Source organism: Achromobacter sp. ACRQX, assembly GCF_022346505.1.
Lineage (GTDB): Bacteria > Pseudomonadota > Gammaproteobacteria > Burkholderiales > Burkholderiaceae_B > Achromobacter > Achromobacter animicus.
Genome location: NZ_JAKRML010000025.1, coordinates 24,388 through 41,273, shown reverse-complemented (window position 1 = coordinate 41,273; position 16,886 = coordinate 24,388). Strand labels below are relative to the sequence as shown.

General features: G+C 65.6%; 14 protein-coding genes. 8 read left to right on the top strand and 6 right to left on the bottom strand.

Annotated features, from left to right (window positions below; translation table 11 throughout):
- Positions 1–6 precede the first annotated feature (6 nt).
- Genes MHZ91_RS20375 through MHZ91_RS20355 form a run of 5 tightly spaced genes read right to left on the bottom strand, consistent with a single transcriptional unit; the run spans position 7 to position 6,628 of the window.
- On the bottom strand, positions 7–498 hold the full coding sequence (locus MHZ91_RS20375) for an aromatic-ring-hydroxylating dioxygenase subunit beta (protein ID WP_239215407.1): 492 nt from the start codon (positions 496–498) through the stop codon (positions 7–9).
- On the bottom strand, positions 495–1,814 hold the full coding sequence (locus MHZ91_RS20370; RefSeq protein WP_239215405.1) for an aromatic ring-hydroxylating dioxygenase subunit alpha: 1,320 nt from the start codon (positions 1,812–1,814) through the stop codon (positions 495–497). Before MHZ91_RS20370 ends, MHZ91_RS20375 begins: the two co-directional genes overlap by 4 nt.
- A gap of 19 nt (positions 1,815–1,833) precedes the next feature.
- Positions 1,834–2,811: a PDR/VanB family oxidoreductase gene (locus MHZ91_RS20365; RefSeq protein WP_239215403.1), complete on the bottom strand. Its 978-nt coding sequence runs from the start codon at positions 2,809–2,811 to the stop codon at positions 1,834–1,836.
- A gap of 27 nt (positions 2,812–2,838) precedes the next feature.
- Positions 2,839–4,383 (bottom strand): indolepyruvate oxidoreductase subunit beta family protein, encoded by a 1,545-nt coding sequence (locus MHZ91_RS20360; protein WP_239215401.1) that lies wholly within the window; start codon positions 4,381–4,383, stop codon positions 2,839–2,841.
- A 13-nt stretch (positions 4,384–4,396) separates the two neighbouring features.
- Positions 4,397–6,628 (bottom strand): indolepyruvate ferredoxin oxidoreductase subunit alpha, encoded by a 2,232-nt coding sequence (locus tag MHZ91_RS20355; RefSeq protein ID WP_239215400.1) that lies wholly within the window; start codon positions 6,626–6,628, stop codon positions 4,397–4,399.
- A 369-nt stretch (positions 6,629–6,997) separates the two neighbouring features.
- Between MHZ91_RS20355 and MHZ91_RS20350 the strand changes: the two genes are divergently transcribed.
- The 6 genes from MHZ91_RS20350 (at position 6,998) to MHZ91_RS20325 (ending at position 13,200) form a co-directional block, all read left to right on the top strand.
- Positions 6,998–7,495, top strand: coding sequence for a MarR family winged helix-turn-helix transcriptional regulator (locus MHZ91_RS20350; RefSeq protein WP_056569521.1), 498 nt, complete (start codon positions 6,998–7,000; stop codon positions 7,493–7,495).
- Between the two features lie 187 nt (positions 7,496–7,682).
- Entirely contained in the window at positions 7,683–9,254 is a 1,572-nt protein-coding gene (locus MHZ91_RS20345) for an ABC transporter substrate-binding protein (protein ID WP_175138817.1), read from the top strand.
- 58 nt (positions 9,255–9,312) lie between these two features.
- Positions 9,313–10,299: an ABC transporter permease gene (locus MHZ91_RS20340; protein ID WP_105237526.1), complete on the top strand. Its 987-nt coding sequence runs from the start codon at positions 9,313–9,315 to the stop codon at positions 10,297–10,299.
- Positions 10,299–11,213 carry an ABC transporter permease gene (locus MHZ91_RS20335; protein ID WP_175123213.1) on the top strand — a complete coding sequence of 305 codons (915 nt, stop codon included), beginning with the start codon at positions 10,299–10,301 and terminating at the stop codon, positions 11,211–11,213. The genes MHZ91_RS20340 and MHZ91_RS20335 overlap by 1 nt, the downstream gene beginning before the upstream one ends.
- Before the next feature lie 8 nt (positions 11,214–11,221).
- On the top strand, positions 11,222–12,208 hold the full coding sequence (locus tag MHZ91_RS20330) for an ABC transporter ATP-binding protein (protein WP_056568892.1): 987 nt from the start codon (positions 11,222–11,224) through the stop codon (positions 12,206–12,208).
- A complete protein-coding gene (locus MHZ91_RS20325; RefSeq protein ID WP_239215399.1) occupies positions 12,205–13,200 on the top strand; it encodes an ABC transporter ATP-binding protein in 996 nt (331 codons plus the stop codon). The genes MHZ91_RS20330 and MHZ91_RS20325 overlap by 4 nt, the downstream gene beginning before the upstream one ends.
- A gap of 49 nt (positions 13,201–13,249) precedes the next feature.
- On the opposite strand, the gene MHZ91_RS20320 is transcribed toward MHZ91_RS20325, so the two are convergent.
- Positions 13,250–13,771: a hypothetical protein gene (locus tag MHZ91_RS20320; protein WP_175138814.1), complete on the bottom strand. Its 522-nt coding sequence runs from the start codon at positions 13,769–13,771 to the stop codon at positions 13,250–13,252.
- Positions 13,772–13,992: 221 nt separating this feature from the next.
- Between MHZ91_RS20320 and MHZ91_RS20315 the strand changes: the two genes are divergently transcribed.
- The gene (locus MHZ91_RS20315; RefSeq protein WP_175138813.1) at positions 13,993–14,913 is read left to right on the top strand and encodes a DMT family transporter; all 921 of its coding nucleotides are present in this window, start codon (positions 13,993–13,995) and stop codon (positions 14,911–14,913) included.
- Between the two features lie 115 nt (positions 14,914–15,028).
- On the top strand, positions 15,029–16,702 hold the full coding sequence (ettA, locus tag MHZ91_RS20310; RefSeq protein ID WP_175123208.1) for an energy-dependent translational throttle protein EttA: 1,674 nt from the start codon (positions 15,029–15,031) through the stop codon (positions 16,700–16,702).
- Positions 16,703–16,886 lie beyond the last annotated feature (184 nt).

Here is a 16,886-nt window from a genome sequence, read left to right as displayed (position 1 = left end):
CCGCTCCTACATGAACAGTTGGATGTTGCCGAACGCAGCGTCGCAGTTGACGAGGTCCACGCGTTTCAAGCGAATGCGCAGCGCGCCGTCCTGCTCCACCAGGTGATGTGTCGCCCAGCCCGCATACAGCGTCTGCGCGTCCTGCCGCGTCTCGACGTAATGGAAGGCGGTGCGCACCACGTGGCGTCCCTCGGCGGGCGCGGCCTCGGGATGGTCATGTTCGACGGTAGGCGCCTGCAGCAGATGATGGCAGCGGCTCTTGGGCTGCTGCGAAAACGTGCGCTGGCCCGCCAGCCGCTCCACACGCACGCGCAGTAGCAGCTTGTCTTCATACATCAGCGACGCATGCAGCTTCGCATCGGTCTGGCCGTGCGCCAGCGGCATCCAGTAGTGGCCGTCCTCGGTGTATAGGTCCAGCCAGTCCTCAAAGCGCAGCTCATCCAGCAGGCGCGCCTCGGCGTAGACAAAATCGATCAACTCGCGGTCGCTTGCGCTCATACCGACTCCGGTCCGGTCATGTAGCGGCCCCATGCGCGATATTGGTTGCGCATCTGCCATTCGTTGGTGCCATTGGTGACGACGTTCTTCTGGTCCGCTTCGCCGGGCGCGTAGAGCCGCCCCACGTTCACCCAGTCCCGCGCACGCGAATGCAGGCCGTCCTGCGCGCGTTCGTACATTTCGAGGTCGTCGTGGCCGACCACGGACGTCGGCGCATTGATGAGCCGGTTGTACATGAGGGTGCGTTCCAGCAGCAGGTCCGGCGCGCCCACCAGGCGGAAGGTCCAGGACTCCACCAGCGTACGGTCGGCGGCAATCGGCTTGAAGATCCGCAGCGTCTGGATCGGACCCTTGACCATGATGTTGGGGAAGTAGACGGTGTTGTGGCGCACGTCGCCCAGGATCTGCTTGGCGCGGTCCTCGCCATAAGCCTCGACCATCGACTCCCAGTAGCCCGGAATGCCCGAGTACGACGCATGGATCGAGTCCGACACGCCCGTATGCCCGTGGCCGTTTTCCCAGACGCGGATCCCCATGTTCTCGAAGAACTCGTACGGCGAGATGAACGGCGCGAACAGTTCCACCGCCATCGGCTTGGGTGTGCCTTCGGGCGCCTGTTCCCAGACCTTGACGGCCGTGCCCGCCGACGATTCGTGCGCAACCATTGGATGGCAGGTGTCGGTCTGGTTGTCGACCAGCATCTTCCAGTTGCAGCGGTGCATGTAGCGCAGCACGCCGCCCGCGACTTCCAGGCGGCCTTCCGGCGACCGGTCCACCATGTTGTCCAGCGTGGAAAGCGAGTCACCGAAGAATTCCTCGAACGACTGGCCCTCGGGATTCAGGCGGCAGAACACAAAACCGCGATGGTTGCGCACGTCTTTGACGGCGGCCATGCCCTGGCTGGCTTCGCAGTTTTCGAGGCCGGTGTTTTCGTAGCCCTTTTTCAGCGGGATCGACAGCAGGCTGCCGTCGGTCTTGAAGGTCCAGGCGTGATAAGGGCAGCGAAAGAACTTGCCCGTGTTGCCGCAGGCCTCGCCCGCGACCATGGTGCCCTTGTGCGGGCAGCGGTTGTGCAGCACGCGCACCGTCTTGTCGCTGTGGCGCACCATCACCACGGGCTGGTTGCCGACGGTGGTGGTGACGTAGTCGCCCGAATTGGGCACCTGGCTGTCGTGGCCGACGAAGACCCAGGTGTTGGCGTACAGGCGCTCCATTTCCAGGTCGAACAGTTCCTGGTCAATGAAAAGGTCCTTGTGCACCTCGGTGTCGCGGAGCAGCGCGCGGATGGCGTCGGGATTGTCGCGGTATTTGGCCATGATGGCTTCCTCGTCGGGCTTACAGGTCCAGCACCAGGCGCGCGGACTTGGCGCGCGAGATGCAGATCTGGATGATCTTGCCGCTGGCCTTTTCGGTATCGGACAGGTAGTAGTCGCGGTGATCGGGCTCGCCTTCCAGCACGGTGGCTTGGCAGACGCCGCATTCGCCGCGCTTGCAGTCGTACATCGGGTCGCAGCCTTCGTCTTCCATGACCTCGACGATGGTCTTGTCGGCGGGAATCGTCAGCACGCGGCCGGACTGGCGCAGTTCGACCTCGAAGGCCTGGTCGCCGGCCTGCGCGGCGGCCGTGGTGAAGAGTTCGAAATGGATGTGGGCGTCGGGCCAGTGGCGCGCGTGCGCGCCCTGGATGACGGCGTCGATCAGGCCCTTCGGGCCACAGACATACAGGTGCTGGCGCGGGTTGGACGCGGCAAGCAGCGCCTGCAGATCGAACCGGCTGGACGGATCGTCGTCGGCGTGCAGCGTCAGGTCGTCGCCCGCCAGCGCCTGCAGTTCAGGCAGGAACGCAAGCTGGTCCTTGCTGCGGCCGCAGTAGTGCAGATGGAAGGCGCGGCCGGCTGACTTGAGCGCGGCGGCCATGGACGCGATGGGCGTGATGCCGATGCCGCCTGCGATCAGCACGACCGGCTCATCGCCCGCGGGGGATTCATGCAGCGGAAAGTCGTTCTTGGGGCCTTCCACGGTCAGGACGTCGCCCTCGGCCAGCGCGTGCATGTGGCGCGATCCGCCCTGACTGGGGTCTTCCAGCCGCACGCCCAGGCGATATTCCGCCGGCTCGGCAAAGCGGCCGGCTTCGGGCGCCAACTGCACCAGCGAATAGCAGCGCGGATCGCGCAGGCCCGGCACCGTCACCTTCAGGTGTGCACCGGGGCCAAACGCGGGCAACGTGCCTCCGTCTTCGCGCGCCAGCCGGAACGAGCGGATCAGCGGTGATTCCTGCCGGACTTCCCGGACGATCAGTTTGAGTGTCTGCACGATGTCTGTCTCTTTCTGGTGTCGGCCTCAGGCGGCCAGTTTTTCTGCGATCTGGCGTTCCATGGGCTCGCACTTCACGTTGGCGAGCGCGGTGTCGCGCAACGCGCGCAGCGCGTCGGCGGCATCGGGGCGGCCAACCAGCTGGTCGGCGGCCGCGATGAGCTGCCGGTACTTGCCGCCGCCGCGCACATGGGTGTCGCTGTAGCCCTTGACCAGGCGGCGGCAGTTGACGGTTTCGACGGCCAACGCGTAGTCGCGCGGGGCCAGCCGCGCCACCAGCGCCAGCCACGATTCCAGCGATTCGCTTTCGATCTGATGACGCAGCGTGCTGCGGCGGAAGCGCCGCATGCCGGCCAGCGTGTACAGCATCAGGAATCCGCCCAGCGTGCCGCTGCGCAGGCGGCGGCCCTTGCCGAGCCGGCGTTCGACGAAGCCGCCGAAGGCCTTGGAGTTTTCCAGCCAGCGGCCCAGCCGCACCGGCAACGTGCCGCAGATTTCTTCCAGCCGGGGATGCATGAATTCGGTCGTGTCGACGAGCTGGCCGGCGCGCGCGCCGACTTCCGTGCGCACGCGGTCAAAGCGCGTGCCGCGGGTCTTGAGGTCCGCCACGCGGATCACGTCGTCGTAGGCCATGGCGGTGGCCACGTAACGCGCCGCGGCGCAGGTCAGCGCCCATTGGTGCGCGTCGCCGCCGTGCTGCGCATCCAGGTCGCGGATGGCCTTCATGCGGCGCAGGTAGTCTTCGGCGTAGGGCAGATCCTGGAATTCGATCTGGCGGCGCACGCCGGCGGTCAGCATGGGCTGGGCACAGGCGGGGAAATCGCGCCGGATGGCGTCCAGCAACGCCTGCGCGCGCGGGCTGGCGGCGCGCTCGGGTACGTCCGGAACAGGGCGCGTCAGGTCGATGGCGGCAGGCTGCCCGGGCGCCGAGTTGACCGACTCGAAACCCAGCGCAAAGGCGCGCAGGCTGGCGTCCACGCCCAGGCCCGCGCGGCGCACGGTGGCCTCGAAATCGTCACGGGTGAAGGGCAGGGCGCCGCTGCCGGCCACCGCTCCGAACAGGCTGGCGCTGATGACGCTGCCGGCGCGGTCGGCCAGGTCCTGCAGATCAAAGCACAGGAAACGCCGGGCCGCCGCGCGGCCCGCTTCCAGCACCTTGTTGGGATCGGCGATGCCGTTGCCAGGCGCGGACTTTTCGCTGACCGCAAAACTGCGGTGCGACGACGCGATCAACACCGTGCGGTCGGGCGTCACGAGGCCGCGCTGGATGGCCCGGCCGCCTTCCATCAGTTCGGCCGCCACCACCAGGTCCACGTCGCCCGGCGTCGGCATCAGCGCCAGCGCGGGTTGGCGGCCGGCGCGCTGCACATCGGCCTCGGGCAGCAGTTCCAGGTAGTAGATCGTGGCGCCCGTGCGCTGCGCCACGCCGGGCACCGAGGTGGTCTGCGCCCACCAGCCGGCGTGCTCGGCCATGTCGACGATCCAGTCGGCCAGCACGCCGCCGCCCTGGCCGCCCATGGCCAGGATCGCGATCTTGATGGGGTTGCCTTGCTGCATCGCCGCCGCGTTCATGTTGCTGGGTTCCTCAAAGCGCGCTTTGCGCCAGACGCGCCGCGCGGCGCCGTTGCAGGAAGCCGATCACCGCGCCGCGCATGCGCGCCAGGAAGCGGTCGGCGCCGGTCGGGTTGTGGATGATGTCGGCACGGTAGAACGACGGACACAGCACGGCCGCGTGCGCGACCTCGCCACAGTTGCCGCAGCCCACGCAGCTGCTTTCCACGTGCGCGACCGGGTCTTCCTTGAGCGGATCGCCGCTGTCCTTGACCGTCAATGACGGACACCCGGAGAGCCGGATACAGGCGTGATCGCCGGTACAGACGTCGGGATCCACGCCAAAGCGTTCCTTCACGACCCGCTTGCCTTCCTTGACCGCCTTGTTGAACAGGGGTTTGACGCGCCGCTGCTTGTTCAGCATGCATTCGGACTGCGCGATGATGACCTTCGGGCCCTTGATGTCGGTGGTCAGCGCCTCTTCGATGGTGGCGCGCACCTTGGCCACGTCGTAGGTGCGGTCCAGCGTGCGCACCCACTTCACGCCCACCCCGCGCACGGCCTGGTCGATCGGGTTGTTGGTCGAGCGATCGGGGTTGTCGGCGCGCGAGGACAGGATGTCCTGTCCGCCGGTAGCCGACGCGTAGAAGTTGTCCACGATGACGATGACGCCGTCGTACTTGTTGAACACCGCGTTGCCAATGCCCGACGCCAGCCCGTTATGCCAGAAGCCGCCGTCGCCCATGATCGAGATGGGCCGCTTGGCGGCCGGCACGTTGAAGGCGGCCGCGCTGGAAGCGCCCAGGCCGTAGCCCATCGTCGTGGCGCCCAGGTTGAAGGGCGGCAGGATGGAAAAGAGATGGCAGCCGATGTCGCACGAAATGTGGTGCTGGCCCAGCGTTTCCTGCGCCAGCGTCAGCGCGGAAAAGATGGGCCGCTCCGGACAGCCCGTACAGAAGCCCGCGGGCCGCGGCGGCACAACGGCCGCCAGGCCTTCGACGTGCTTGTGGAAGGTGATGGGCTGTTCGGCGGGACGGGCGGGCTTGGGCCGCGAGACTTCGGTGATGGTGAGCTGGGGCTCGGGCTGCACTTCTGCCTGCGCATCCACCGCTACCGCCGGATGCGTCTGCAGCGATGCCGGCCGGTTGCGCTTGAGGAATTCCCGCAGGCCATCGCGCATGACCTGGGTCGTGTATTCGCCCGCCATCGGCAGCACGTCCTTGCCGGACAACTGCGTGCTCACACCGGCGCGGCGCAGCACCGCGTGCAGGTTCTGCTCGATGTAGTCCGGCTGGCCTTCTTCCAGCAGCAGCACCGCGCGCTTGCCGCGGCAGAAGTCGATGACCTCGTCCTCGATGACGGGGTAGGTCACGTTCATCACGTACAGCGGGATGCGGCTGTTGCCGAAGTTGTCGGCCAGGCCCAGCAACTGCAGTGCGCGAATCACGCCGTTGTACAGGCCGCCCTGCAGGATCAGGCCGATGTCGTCCTGGTCGCCGTCAAAGTGCTCGTTGAGCTGGTTTTCCTTGATGTAGCGGATGGCGGCCGGCCAGCGCTCCTTGATCTTTTCCTGCTCGTGCAGGAACGAGGCCGGCGGCAGCACGATGCGGCTGGTGTCGCGCGCCGGGCTTGCCAGCGCCTCGGCCAGGCTGAACGCCGGGCGCTTGTTTTCCTTGGCGATGAAGCGGCCATGCACATGACAGCCGCGGATGCGCAGTTGCAGCATCACGGGCGTCTTGCTGGCTTCCGACAGCGCAAAGCCGTCTTCCACCGCCTTGACCATGCTTTCCAGGTTAGGGCGCGGGTCCAGCAGCCAGATCTGCGACTTCATGGCGAACGCGTGCGAGCGTTCCTGCATGATCGACGAGCCTTCGCCGTAGTCTTCGCCCACGATGACGAGCGCACCGCCGGTGACGCCGCCCGAGGCCAGGTTGGCCAGCGCGTCGGAGGCGACGTTGGTGCCCACCGTGGATTTCCACGTCACGGCGCCACGGATCGGGTACATGACGGAGGCGGCCAGCGTGGCTGCGGCAGTGGCTTCCGAGGCGCTCGCCTCAAAGTGCACGCCCAGTTCCTGCAGGATGTCGTTGGCGTCGGCCAGCACGTCCATCAGATGCGAGATGGGCGAGCCCTGATAGCCGGCGACGTAGCCCACGCCGGATTGCAGCAGCGCCTTCGTGACGGCAAGAATCCCTTCGCCGCGAAATTCCTCGCCCGCGCCGATGCGCAGTTGCTGGACTTCTTTCTTGAAAGACCTTTCCGCCATCTTGGATCCCTTTCGCGGACCCCGTCGGGATCCTTAATCCGTGCTGCCGTGCAGCATCGTCTTGCCACGAAAACATCGCCTGAAAAATACTTTAGGAGTCAACGTTTTAGCTGTCAATAAAAAAGATGAAATTTCATGGAAATTAAAAAATATCACGCAAAAACAAGGGTGTATATACTGGTTGTTCTCTAGGTTTTTGACGGATTGAGGGCGCTGCAATGGTGCAAAAACGGGTTGCGATTTGGGGTATACCCTGTGCTGCGCAACAGCATTGCGGTACATCATGGCGCACGGCTGCGCCGTCGTGGTGCAATGCGCTTTTCGGCAACGGGGCAGGCCTTCGAAATGGGTGCGTGGGAGCAAACCAACATGCAGGCAGATAAGCCACGGGGCACGCGCGCCGCCGCAACGGGCCCGCGGTTCGTCGACGGCTACCTGGCCTATCTGCTTGCGCAGGCCAGTCAGCGCATCTCGGCGGAATTCCATCAACAGGTCAAAGCCGCAGGCCTGTCCGTAACCGAATGGCGCGTGCTCGCCAGCTTGCAAGGCAGCGCCGGCGAAACCATCGGCAGCCTGGCCGTGCTGGCCATCACCAAGCAGCCCACGCTCAGCAAGGTCGTGCAGCGCATGGAGGCCGACGGTCTGGTGGCCCGCACGGGCGTGCGAGCCGACCGCCGCCAGACGCGGGTTTGCATCACGGCCAAGGGCTCCAACCTCATCGGCGGCCTGTGCGATCAGGCTTTGCAGCACCAGAAGGCGGTGCTGGCGCCCTTCGGCGAAGAAAAGGCCGCGCTGCTGATCGACATGCTGGACGTGCTGATGACCGAACACGTTCCCCTGGAACTTCCCATCGACCCGGACGAATAACGCCGTCCGTTGCAAGCGCGCACTCGAACGTCGTTTGGTCCGATTATTTTGTTACATGCTTATGCGTCCCCGGTTGTTGTTCCCCAGTGAAAACAATCGCCGGTACGCGCAAACCCTGAATTGACGCGGGTCTTGTGGGTAGGCACACTCGCGCCGGTATTCAGACTACTGTCAGGAGTTGACACTTATGCGCCGCACTTTGATTGCTATCGCGATCGCCGCCGCCGTGGCAGTGCCCTCGATCGGGCAAGCCAAGACCTTCCGCTGGGCCGCCCAGGGCGACATCCTCACGTTCGATCCGCACTCGCAGAACGAAGGCATGACGATCGCCGCCAACAGCTACATCTACGAGCCCCTGGTCGACTACGACAAGTCCTTCAAGGTGTCGCCGCGCCTGGCCACCGAATGGGAGCAGGTGTCGCCCACGCTGTACCGCTTCAAGCTGCGCCCCAACGTCAAGTTCCATGACGGCGCCGCGTTCACGGCGGACGACGTCGTGTTCTCGATCCACCGCGCCATGGCGCCCACGTCGAACTACAAGGCCTACACCACCGGCATCAAGGAAGCGCGCAAGATCGACGACCTGACCGTCGAGATCGAAACCTCGGCGCCCAACCCCGTGCTGCTGCGCCAGCTGACCAACGTGTTCATCATGAACAAGGCCTGGTCCGAAAAGAACAACATCGCCAAGCCGCAGGACTTCGTCAACAAGGAAGAAACCTACGGCGCGCGCAACACCAACGGCACCGGTCCCTACAAGCTCAAGAGCCGCGAAGTCGACGTGCGCACGGTCTTCGAGGAAAACAAGGACTGGTGGAACAAGGCCGGCAAGGTCGGCAACGTGACCGAAGTCGTCTTCACGCCGATCAAGCAGAACGCCACGCGCACCGCCGCGCTGTTGTCCGGCGAGATCGACTTCGTGCTGGATCCGGCCGCGCAAGACCTGGACCGCCTGCGACAGTCGCAGAAGGTCGTCGAGGGCAACGAATACCGCACCATCTACCTGGGCCTGGACCAGAAGCGTCCGGAGCTGCAGTACTCCAACATCAAGGGCAAGAACCCCTTCCAGGACGTGCGCGTGCGCGAAGCGCTGTACCGCGCCATCGACGTGGACGCCATCAAGCGCGCCGTGATGCGCGGCCTGTCGGCGCCCACCGGCACGATGATCGCGCCGCAGGTCCATGGCTGGGCCGAGTCCGTGCACAAGCGCGTGCCCTACGACCCCGAAAAGGCCCGCGCCCTGCTCAAGGAAGCCGGCTACGACGGCACGCTGAACTTCACGCTGGACTGCCCGAACAACCGCTACATCAACGACGAAGCCATCTGTCAGGCCGTCGTGGGCATGTGGGCCAAGGTCGGCGTCAAGGCCACCATGAACGCCATGCCGCGCTCCACGTACTTCCCGAAGGTGCAGTCGTTCGACACCAGCGCCTACCTGTTCGGCTGGGGCGTGCCCACGTTCGACGCCATGTACACGCTGCAGAACCTGATCCGCACCAAGGGTGAGGGCGCCGACGGCATGTACAACCTGGGCAACTACAGCAACAAGGAACTCGACGTCATCATCGATCGGATCAAGACCGAGACCGATGAGAAGAAGCGCGACGCCGACATCATCACCGTGCTGGAAGGGCACGCCAAGGACTTCGGGCATATCCCGCTGCACGACCAGGTCATCCCCTGGGCCATGCGCAAGAACGTCACGGTCATCCACCGTGCCGACAATCGCCTCGTTGCCGATTGGGTCAAGGTTGACTGATCCAGGCTAACCAGACGGCGGGACCTACCCGGTTCCGCCGTCTTGCTTTTTTTCGCCTATGTTCGCTTTCATACTGCGTCGCCTGTTGCAGGCCGTAGCGGTGATGCTCACCGTCGCGCTACTGGCCTTTGTGCTTTTCCAATACGTCGGCGACCCCGTCACCATCATGCTGGGGCAGGACGCCACCGATGCCGAGCGCATCGAACTGCGTGAACGCCTGGGCCTAAACGAGCCCGCCATCGTTCAATTCGGCCATTTCGTGGCCAACGCCGTGCAGGGCAATTTCGGCATCTCCCTGCGCCAGAGCGAACCCGTTTCCACCCTGCTGAAGTCCCGTTTGCCCGCCACCCTCGAGCTGTCCATGGTGGCCGCGTTGCTGGCGCTCGTCGTGGGCGTGCCGCTGGGCGTGTACACGGCGCTCAAGCGCAACAGCCTGGTTTCCCAGATGCTGCTGGCCGGCTCGCTGCTGGGCGTGTCGCTGCCGACCTTCCTGATCGGCATCCTGCTGATCCTGGTGTTCTCGGTGCAACTGGGCTGGCTGCCCAGCTACGGGCGCGGCGATACCGTCAGCCTGGGCTGGTGGACGTCGGGCCTGTTCACCGCCACGGGCTGGAAGCACCTCATCCTGCCGTCCATCACGCTGTCGCTCTTCCAGATGACGCTGGTGCTGCGGCTGGTGCGCTCCGAAATGCTGGAGGTCCTGCGCTCGGACTACATCAAGTTCGCGCGCGCCCGGGGTCTGAAGCGCCGCGCCATCCACTTTGGCCACGCGCTCAAGAACACGATGGTGCCCGTCATCACCATCACCGGCCTGCAGTTGGGCGGCATCATCGCCTTTGCCATCGTGACCGAGACCGTGTTCCAGTGGCCGGGCATGGGCCTGCTCTTCATCCAGGCGGTCCAATTCGCCGACGTGCCGGTGATGGCCGCGTACCTGTGCCTGATCGCGCTGGTGTTCGTGGTCATCAACCTGATCGTCGATCTTCTGTATTTCGTCGTGGACCCGCGGCTGCGTTCCGGGCTGACTCGCGGGGGGGCTCACTGATGCGCGCCGTACTTAAACGCTGGTGGGACAGCGACATTGCCTGGGCCTGGCGCCGGGCGCCCGTGGCCATCGTCGCCACGCTGCTGCTTGCAGCCCTGTTGATCGGTTCCTTCGGAGCCGGCTGGGTCGCGCCGCACAACCCGTTCGACCTGACCAAGGTCGAACTGCTGGACGCGCTGCTGCCGCCGGCCTGGGAACCCAACGGGCAGGCCACGTACCTGCTGGGCACCGACAGTCAGGGCCGCGATCTGTATTCGGCCATCCTGTACGGCACGCGCGTGTCGCTGTTGATCGGCCTGGCCTCGGTGCTGCTGTCGATGGTGATCGGCATCGTGCTGGGCTTGATCTCCGGTTATGCCGGCGGCCGCATCGACGCGTTCATCATGCGTGTTGCCGACGTGCAGCTCTCGTTCCCCGCCATCCTGATCGCGCTCCTGATCGACGGCGTGGCGCGGGCGGCAGTGCCGCGCGAGCTGCACGAGATCATCGCTTTTCCGGTGCTGATCGGCGCTATCGCGCTGGCCGGCTGGCCGCAGTACGCGCGCACGGTGCGCGGCTCGACGCTGGTGGAAAAGAACCGTGAATACGTGCAGGCCGCCCGCGTGATCGGCGTCGCCTCGCCCGTCATCATGTTCCGCCACGTGCTGCCCAACGTGCTGGGTCCGGTGCTGGTGCTGGCCACGGTCCACCTGGCCACCGCCATCATCACCGAGGCGACGCTGTCGTTCCTGGGGGTGGGGGTGCCGCCGACCGCGCCGTCGCTGGGCACGCTGATCCGGATCGGCAACGATTTCCTGTTTTCCGGAGAGTGGTGGATCACCATTTTCCCGGGCGCGGCGCTGGTGCTGCTTGTGCTGTCGGTCAACCTGCTGGGTGACTGGCTGCGCGACGCACTGAACCCGCGGCTGAACTGAGGTAAACCATGAGCGCATTACTTGAAGTCCGCAACCTGCGCGTGGAGTTTCCCACGCGCCGCGGCACGCTACGCGCCCTGGACGACGTGTCCTTTTCCATCCAGGCTGGCGAAGTCCTGGGCGTGGTGGGCGAATCCGGCGCCGGCAAGTCGCTGACCGGCGCCTCCATCATCGGCCTGCTCGAACCCCCGGGCCGCATCGCGGCCGGCGAGATCCTGCTGGCCGGCCGTCGCATCGACAACCTGCCCGACGAACAGATGCGCCGCGTGCGCGGCCGCGAGATCGGCGCGGTGTTCCAGGACCCGCTGACGTCGCTGAATCCGCTGTACACGGTGGGCCGGCAACTGGCTGAAACCATCGTCACCCACCTGGACATGACCTGGTCGCAGGCGCGCAACCGCGCGGTCGAGCTGCTGGCGTCCACCGGCATTCCCGCCGCGCGCGAGCGCATCGACCACTACCCGCACCAGTTCTCCGGCGGCATGCGCCAGCGCGTCGTGATTGCGCTGGCCCTGGCCGCCGAGCCGAAACTGGTGGTGGCCGACGAACCCACCACCGCGCTGGACGTGTCGATCCAGGCGCAGATCATCGAACTGCTCAAACGCCTGTGCCGCGAAAACGGCACGGCGGTCATGTTGATCACGCACGACATGGGCGTCATCGCCGAGACCGCCGACCGCGTGGCGGTGATGTACGCCGGCCGCGTGGCCGAGATCGGGCCGGTGGCCGACGTGATCCACAAACCGCGCCATCCCTATACGTCGGGACTGATGGGGTCCATTCCCACGCTGGAAGGCCACACCGAACGGCTGGTGCAGATCGACGGCAGCATGCCGCGCCTGAACGCCATCCCGCCGGGCTGTGCGTTCAATCCCCGCTGCGGCCAGCGCCTGCCGCGCTGCGCGCACGACCGCCCGGAGTTGATGCCCGCGGGCACGTCGCGCGCGGCCTGTTGGCTGCATGACAAAGGCAATACGTTGGAGGTGGCCGCATGAGCACGCCCTTGGTTCAAGTAAAGAACGCGGCGCGCTGGTTTGACGTATCGCCGCCCTGGCTGGAGCGCACGCTGGCGCGCAAGCCCAAAGTGATGCTGCGTGCGGTGGACGGCGTGTCGTTCGACATCGCCCGCGGCGAAACGCTGGCGCTGGTGGGTGAATCCGGCTGTGGAAAATCCACGGTCGCGCGCATGCTGGTCGGGCTGTATGGCCTGACGCGCGGCGACATCCACTTCGACGGCCAGCCGCTGTCGCGCATGTCCGAACCCGGCGGGCGCGCCTTGCGCAAGCGCCTGCAGATGATCTTCCAGGATCCCTATGCCAGCCTGAATCCGCGCTGGCGCGTGGGCCGCATCATCGCCGAGCCGATGCTGACGCATACGCAGATGTCGCCCGCGGACCGCGTGGCGCGCGTGGGCGAACTGCTGCGGCAAGTGGGCCTGGATCCCGCGGACCAGAGCCGCTATCCGCACCAGTTCTCGGGCGGGCAGCGTCAGCGCATCTCGATCGCGCGCGCGCTGGCGGTCAATCCGGAATTCCTGGTGTGCGACGAGCCCACCTCGGCGCTGGACGTGTCCGTGCAGGCGCAGGTGCTGAACCTGATGAAGGACCTGCAGCGCAAGCTGGGGTTGACGTATCTGTTCATCTCGCACAACCTGGCCGTCGTGCACCATGTGGCGGATCGCGTGGGCGTGATGTACCTGGGCCGCATGGTGGAAGTGGCGCCGCGTGACGAACTCTTCGCGCGGCCGCGGCATCCTTACACGCGGATGCTGCTCGAGGCGATTCCGGACATCAACGGCGCGGGCAAGCCGCGCACGGCGGTGGCGGGCGAGGTGCCCAATCCCCTGAATCCCCCGTCCGGCTGCACCTTTCATCCGCGCTGCCCGCACGCCAACGACCGTTGCAAGGCCGAAGCGCCGGTCGCGAAGCTGGCGGGGGTGTCGATCGTGGCGTGCCACGCGGTCGAGGAAGGCCGGATCACCGTGTGATTCTGTAGACGCCGTGGACCGGGCGCCTGCCCGGGCCGCGGCGCGCCGCTCAATGGCGGTGGTTGTGGTTGTGGACGTCGTCGTACGGCGTGTCGTCGTCTTCGTCGTCCGCGCCGTCGTCTTCTTCGTCTTCCTCGTCGGGATCCGGTTGCGGTTCCTCGGTCAGGGCAAAGGGCAGCACGTCTTCCAGGTTGTCGGACCAGGCGGATTCTTCACCGTCGTGGTCCAGCTTGATGAAGCGCTCGCCGTCGTTCAGCGAGATCTGGATCGCCCACAGGTACAGACAGTCGTAGGTGTCGTCATCGGACTGCGGCAAGCCGCCGCGGTTGCCGAGCAGGCGCGCGCCCGGCCCGCCCATCTGCACGTGGGTCTGTTCCTCGTCCGTCTCGGCCTTCTCGTCCATTGGGACGCCGTAGGTCACCCATTCGGTGCCTTCATCGCCCAGCACCACTTCCGCCAGCACGGGTTTGCCCAGATAGGCGCTGAGTGCATCCGCGGTCTTGGCCAGCATGTCCAGTTCGGGTGCGCTGAAATGGGTCAAGGAAGCGGGAGGAGTGGCAGAGGCGGACATGAAGGTTCCTGGGCGCGATGAGGCCGCGACGGCACGGCAGATACGTCAGGCGCTATTGTCGCGCGAACCGCGCTGCGGTGCATCGGGCGCTTGGATTACGAAGAAACGCGGGCGGTGTTCAGATGGCGTGCCGGGGCGGCAACATATCAGTGACGTATACAGCGGGTCGGACGGAGCCTACACTGGCCTGCTTTTCGTCTTTCTGCCTTCCCGTTTCATCCATGCGCTCCGACGCCCCGCAGCTCCCCCTCCGATTTTTCCTGTTTCCGCTTCTGGCCGCCCTGATCTGGTCGGTCAACATGATCGTCACCAAGATGGCCGCGGGCGTTATCGCGCCGGCGGCCATCGGCTTTTATCGCTGGGCGCTGGCGGGCATCGTCCTGACCCCGTTTGCGCTGCCCGGTGTCTGGGCGCAACGCCGCCAGGTGCTGGCGCACCTGCCGAAATTCGCCGTGCTGGGCGGACTGGGCATGGCGCTGTACCAAGGCCTGGCGTACGTGGCGGCCGCGTCCACCACCGCCACCAACATGGGCTTCATCACCGCGATGATCCCGCTCATGACCATCGCCGTCATGGCGGTCATCATGCGCGAGCGCCCCACGGCCATGGCGGTGCTGGGCAGCCTGGTGTCGCTGGCCGGGCTGGCGCTGCTGATCGGCGAGGGCGACCCGGCCCGGCTGCTGTCCGTGGGCGCCAACCACGGCGACGTGCTGATGGGGCTGGGCGCGCTGGCCTATGCGCTCTATGGCGTGCTGCTGCGCCGGTGGGCGCTGCCCGTGGGGCCGTGGCAGTCGCTGTACGTGCAGGTCGCGTTCGGCATTCTGTTCCAGCTTCCCGCCTTTCTGATGGCGGCGCCGTCGCCGCTCAATGCCGCCAACGTACCGCTGGTGCTGTATGCGGCGGTGTTTCCGTCGCTGTTTGCGCCGTATCTGTGGATGCAGGGCGTGCGCCACCTGGGCCCCAACCGCGCCAGCATCTTCCTGAACGTCATGCCGGTGTTCACCGTGGCCATCGCGGCGCTGTTCCTCGATGAAAAGCCGCATCTGTTTCATATCGCGGGCGGTGCGCTGGCGCTGGCCGGCGTGATGCTGGCGCAGATGCGTACGCCGGGTCTGCCGGGCCGGGCCGAGAAGGCCAACTGAAGGCGGGCAAAGGCCCGGATCAAGGCGAGATGGGGCCGGATCACGGCTGCCGCACGCCGGTCAGGGATCCGGCCTACAATCAACGGTTTCTCAGCTATATCTCACCTACGAGCCCATGGCCCAATACGTCTACACCATGAACCGCGTCGGCAAGATCGTGCCGCCCAAGCGGCAGATCCTGCGCGATATCTCCCTTTCGTTTTTTCCTGGCGCCAAGATCGGCGTGCTGGGCCTGAACGGCTCGGGCAAGTCGACGCTGCTGAAGATCATGGCGGGCGTCGACCGCGAGATCGAAGGCGAAGCCGTGCCCATGCCGGGCCTGAACATCGGCTACCTGCCGCAGGAACCGCAGCTCAACCCCGAGCACACGGTCCGCCAGGCGGTTGAAGAAGGCCTGGGCGCCGTCGTCACCGCCAAGAAGCGCCTGGACGAGGTCTACGCCGCGTACGCCGAACCCGACGCCGACTTCGACGCGCTGGCCGCTGAACAGGCCGAACTCGAAGCCATCATCGCCGCCGCCGCCTCCAGCGGCGCGGACGACATCGAACACCAGATGGAAATCGCCGCCGACGCGCTGCGCCTGCCGCCCTGGGATGCCACCGTCGGCAACCTGTCCGGTGGTGAAAAGCGCCGCGTGGCCCTGTGCCGCCTGCTGCTGTCCAAGCCCGACATGCTGCTGCTGGACGAACCCACCAACCACCTGGACGCCGAAAGCGTGGAGTGGCTGGAGCAGTTCCTGCACAAGTTCCCCGGCACCGTCGTCGGCGTGACCCACGATCGCTACTTCCTGGACAACGCGGCCGAATGGATCCTGGAACTGGACCGCGGCTACGGCATTCCCTGGAAGGGCAACTACAGCTCGTGGCTGGAACAGAAGGAAGACCGCCTCAAGCAGGAAGAGTCCTCCGAATCGGCGCGCCAGAAGACCATCAAGAAAGAACTGGAGTGGGTGCGCCAGAACCCGAAGGGCCGCCAAGCCAAGGCCAAGGCGCGTCTGGCCCGTTTCGAGGAACTGTCCTCGTACGAATACCAGAAGCGCAACGAAACCCAGGAAATCTTCATTCCGGTGGGCGAGCGCCTGGGCAACGAGGTCATCGAATTCAATAACGTCAGCAAGGCTTACGGCGACCGTCTGCTGATCGACAACCTCAGCTTCAAAGTGCCGCCGGGCGCCATCGTCGGCATCATCGGCGCGAACGGCGCCGGTAAGTCCACGCTGTTCCGCATGATCGCCGGCCGCGAGCAGCCGGATTCGGGCGAAGTCAAGATCGGGCAGACCGTGAAGCTCGCCTTCGTCGACCAGTCGCGCGACGCGCTGGAAGACAAGAAGACGGTGTTCGACGCCGTGTCTGATGGCGCCGACATCCTGACCGTCGGCAAGTTCGAGATGTCGTCGCGCGCCTACCTGGGCCGCTTCAACTTCAAGGGCGGCGACCAGAACAAGGTCGTGGGCCAGCTCTCGGGCGGCGAACGCGGCCGCCTGCACATGGCCAAGACGCTGATCGCCGGCGGCAACGTCCTGCTGCTTGACGAACCGTCCAACGACCTCGACGTCGAAACCCTGCGCGCCCTGGAAGATGCGCTGCTCGAGTTCCCCGGCAGCGTCATGGTCATCAGCCACGATCGCTGGTTCCTTGACCGTATCGCCACGCACATCATGGCCTTCGAAGGCGATTCGCAGGTCGTGTTCTTCGACGGCAACTATCAGGAATACGAAGCCGACAAGAAGCGCCGCCTGGGCGAAGAGGGCGCCAAGCCCAAGCGTCTGCGGTACAAGGCATTGAAGTAAACAACCGATTCCTCTGGTGTCCGACACCAGCCGAATGCCAAGAATCCCGGCCCAGCGCCGGGATTCTTTTTTGGTGTCAGACACCCGATTCAGTCCTACATTTTGCGGGGGTGTCAGACACCCGAATCAGTCCTACATTTTGCAGTGGTGTCAGACACCAGAATCAGTCCTACGTTTGGATCCT